This is a genomic window from Corallococcus carmarthensis (assembly GCF_003611695.1).
In the GTDB taxonomy this organism is placed as follows: domain Bacteria; phylum Myxococcota; class Myxococcia; order Myxococcales; family Myxococcaceae; genus Corallococcus; species Corallococcus carmarthensis.
On the sequence record NZ_RAWE01000430.1, the window covers coordinates 1 to 2380 of the forward strand.

Below are 2380 nucleotides of genomic sequence, written 5' to 3' on the forward strand. Positions count from 1 at the left end.
ACCCCGAAGAGGGCCGAGCCCACGAGGAGCTTCGGGTCCAGCCTGCTGGAGGAGAAGGCGGGGAACTTCGCGGCGAACAGGGGCCGCTCGCGCTGGTGGATGAGGGGCCGCAGCGCCGCGTGCACGGCGATGGCTCCACCCATCACGAACGCGAGCCGGAAGTCCCAGTCGCCCGCGATGTCGAGGAAGCCGAGGACGTTGGCCGGGTCCGTCATGCCGCCGAGGCCCAGGCCGAGGGCGAAGAGGAGGCCGCTGAGGAACGCACTGAGGTTGGGACGCATGGGGAGCTCTCTCTAGAGGACGTGGCGGACGAGGAAGACGGTGAGGACGCCGGTGGCCATGAAGGTGAGCGTGGCCGCGATGGAGCGGGCCGAGCCCCGGCTGATGCCGCAGACGCCGTGTCCGCTGGTACAGCCGTTGCCCAGCCGCGAGCCGAACCCCACCAGCAGGCCGGCCCCCACCAGCAGCGAGGCGCCGCCCGCGCTCAACGACGCGGGGGCCGGGAAGGAACCCGGGCGCAACCACGCCAGCAGCAGGCCCCCGCTGAGCAGGCCGGCGAGGAAGAGCACGCGCCAGGAGATGTCGCCGCGCACGGGGGCCAGCAGCGAGCCCACCACGCCGCTGATGCCGGCCACCCGGCCGTTGGCCAGGAGAAGGAGGGAGGCGCTCAGCCCGATGAGCGCCCCGCCCAGGAGAGGAAGGAGGAAGGAAGTCATGTCCCGTGAGAGCCCGGTTTTGGGGAAGAGGATTCAGCCCCAGGGTCCTGCCGCTGAGAGAAGGCCTGAATCCTTTTCCCCGTCCCCCGGCTCTCATGGACAGGAGGCTTCGACATGATTTTCCGCCAGCTTTTCGACCCAGAGTCCTCGACGTACACCTATCTCCTCGGCGACGAAGCGACGCGCCAGGCCGTCCTCATCGACCCGGTGCTCGAGCAGGTCGACCGGGACTTGCGGCTGGTGAGCGAGCTGGGGCTCACCCTCACCCACGTCTTCGACACCCACGTGCACGCGGACCACGTCACCGCTTCCGGCGTGCTGCGCGAGCGCACGCAGGCCACGGTGGTGGGGAGCGTGGGAGGCGCGGCCTGCGCCAACGTCCAGGCACGCCACGGGGACGAGGTGCGCGTCGGGCAGCTCGTCTTCCAGGTGCTCGCCACCCCGGGCCACACGGACGACAGCCTCAGCTACCTGCTCGGTGACCGCGTCTTCACCGGGGACGCGCTGATGGTCCGCGGCAACGGCCGCACCGACTTCCAGAATGGGAACGCGAGCCAGCTCTACGACAGCCTCACCCGCGTCCTCTTCAGCCTGCCGGACGACACGCTCGTCTACCCCGCGCACGACTACCACGGGCACATGGTGACGAGCATCGCCGAGGAGAAGCGGCACAACCCGCGCGTGGCCGGCAAGAGCCGGGAGGAGTTCATCCACATCATGGAGAACCTCCACCTGCCCAAGCCCAAGAAGATCGACGTCGCCGTCCCGGCCAACCGCGCCTGTGGGCACACGGCGCCTTCACCCCAGGGGGTCTGAGTCCCCTGCCCCTCTCAACTGGAGCGAGCCATGACACCGCACCCCTACCAGGACATCCCGCCCTCGCAGCTCGACACGCTCGGCCCCGAGGTGCGCCGCATCGACGTACGCGAGTTGGATGAGTACACCGGCCCGCTGGGCCACCTCCCCGGAGCGGAGCTGGTCCCGCTGGGCACGCTGGAGGCGGCGTCCGCGTCGTGGCCGCGCGAACAGCCGCTGCTGCTCATCTGCCGCTCGGGCAACCGCTCCGCGAAGGCGGCGCAGACGCTCGCCCGCGGCGGCTTCCAACACCTCTACAACCTGGCGGGCGGAATGCTCGCCGTGCGCGAGCCGCTCACGCCCCAGGGCTGAGCGCGCACCGCGCCAGAACGGACCCCATGCCCATCCTTGGCTTCTCCCTCGCGGCCCTCATCGGCCTGTCGCTCGGCCTGCTCGGCGGCGGCGGCTCCATCATCACCGTCCCCATCCTCGTGTACGTCCTGGGCTTCGGGGCCAAGGAGTCCATCGCCATGGGGCTGGCCGTGGTGGGCGTCACCAGCCTCTTCGGCGCGGCGAGCCACTGGCGCAGGGGCAACGTCCAGCTCCGGGCGGCCCTGGTCTTCGGCGCGGTGGCCATGGCGGGCACCTACGCGGGAGCGCGCCTGTCCGCCTTCGTCTCGGGGACCCTGCAGCTGTTGCTCTTCGCCACGGTGATGCTCGTGGCCGCCCTCTTCATGTTCCGCAATGGCCGCAAGGAGGCCGCCCTCGCGGCGCGCCAGCAAGCCGCGCCTCCGCCCGAGCCCCACAAGGCGTCCTTCCCCTTGATGGCCGGGGCCGCCCTGGGGGTGGGGGCGCTCACGGGCCTGGTG

Annotated in this window: 5 protein-coding genes; 3 read left to right on the top strand and 2 right to left on the bottom strand. The window is 71.0% G+C overall.

Annotated features, from left to right (window positions below; all coding sequences use genetic code 11):
• Both D7X32_RS44120 and D7X32_RS44125 read right to left on the bottom strand, forming a co-directional pair.
• Positions 1 to 281, bottom strand: a 281-nt coding sequence (locus tag D7X32_RS44120; protein WP_341868182.1) for a DUF6691 family protein, incomplete at its 3' end; no start/stop codon positions are given.
• 12 nt (positions 282 to 293) lie between these two features.
• The gene (locus tag D7X32_RS44125; RefSeq protein WP_120608446.1) at positions 294 to 716 is read right to left on the bottom strand and encodes a YeeE/YedE family protein; all 423 of its coding nucleotides are present in this window, start codon (positions 714 to 716) and stop codon (positions 294 to 296) included.
• Between the two features lie 114 nt (positions 717 to 830).
• On the opposite strand from D7X32_RS44125, the gene D7X32_RS44130 reads away from it, so the two are divergent.
• The 3 genes from D7X32_RS44130 to D7X32_RS44140 all read left to right on the top strand — a co-directional run.
• Positions 831 to 1532, top strand: coding sequence for an MBL fold metallo-hydrolase (locus D7X32_RS44130; RefSeq protein ID WP_120608447.1), 702 nt, complete (start codon positions 831 to 833; stop codon positions 1530 to 1532).
• 30 nt (positions 1533 to 1562) lie between these two features.
• Positions 1563 to 1883 (top strand): rhodanese-like domain-containing protein, encoded by a 321-nt coding sequence (locus D7X32_RS44135; RefSeq protein ID WP_120608448.1) that lies wholly within the window; start codon positions 1563 to 1565, stop codon positions 1881 to 1883.
• A gap of 26 nt (positions 1884 to 1909) precedes the next feature.
• Positions 1910 to 2380, top strand: a 471-nt coding sequence (locus D7X32_RS44140; protein ID WP_147450526.1) for a sulfite exporter TauE/SafE family protein, incomplete at its 3' end; no start/stop codon positions are given.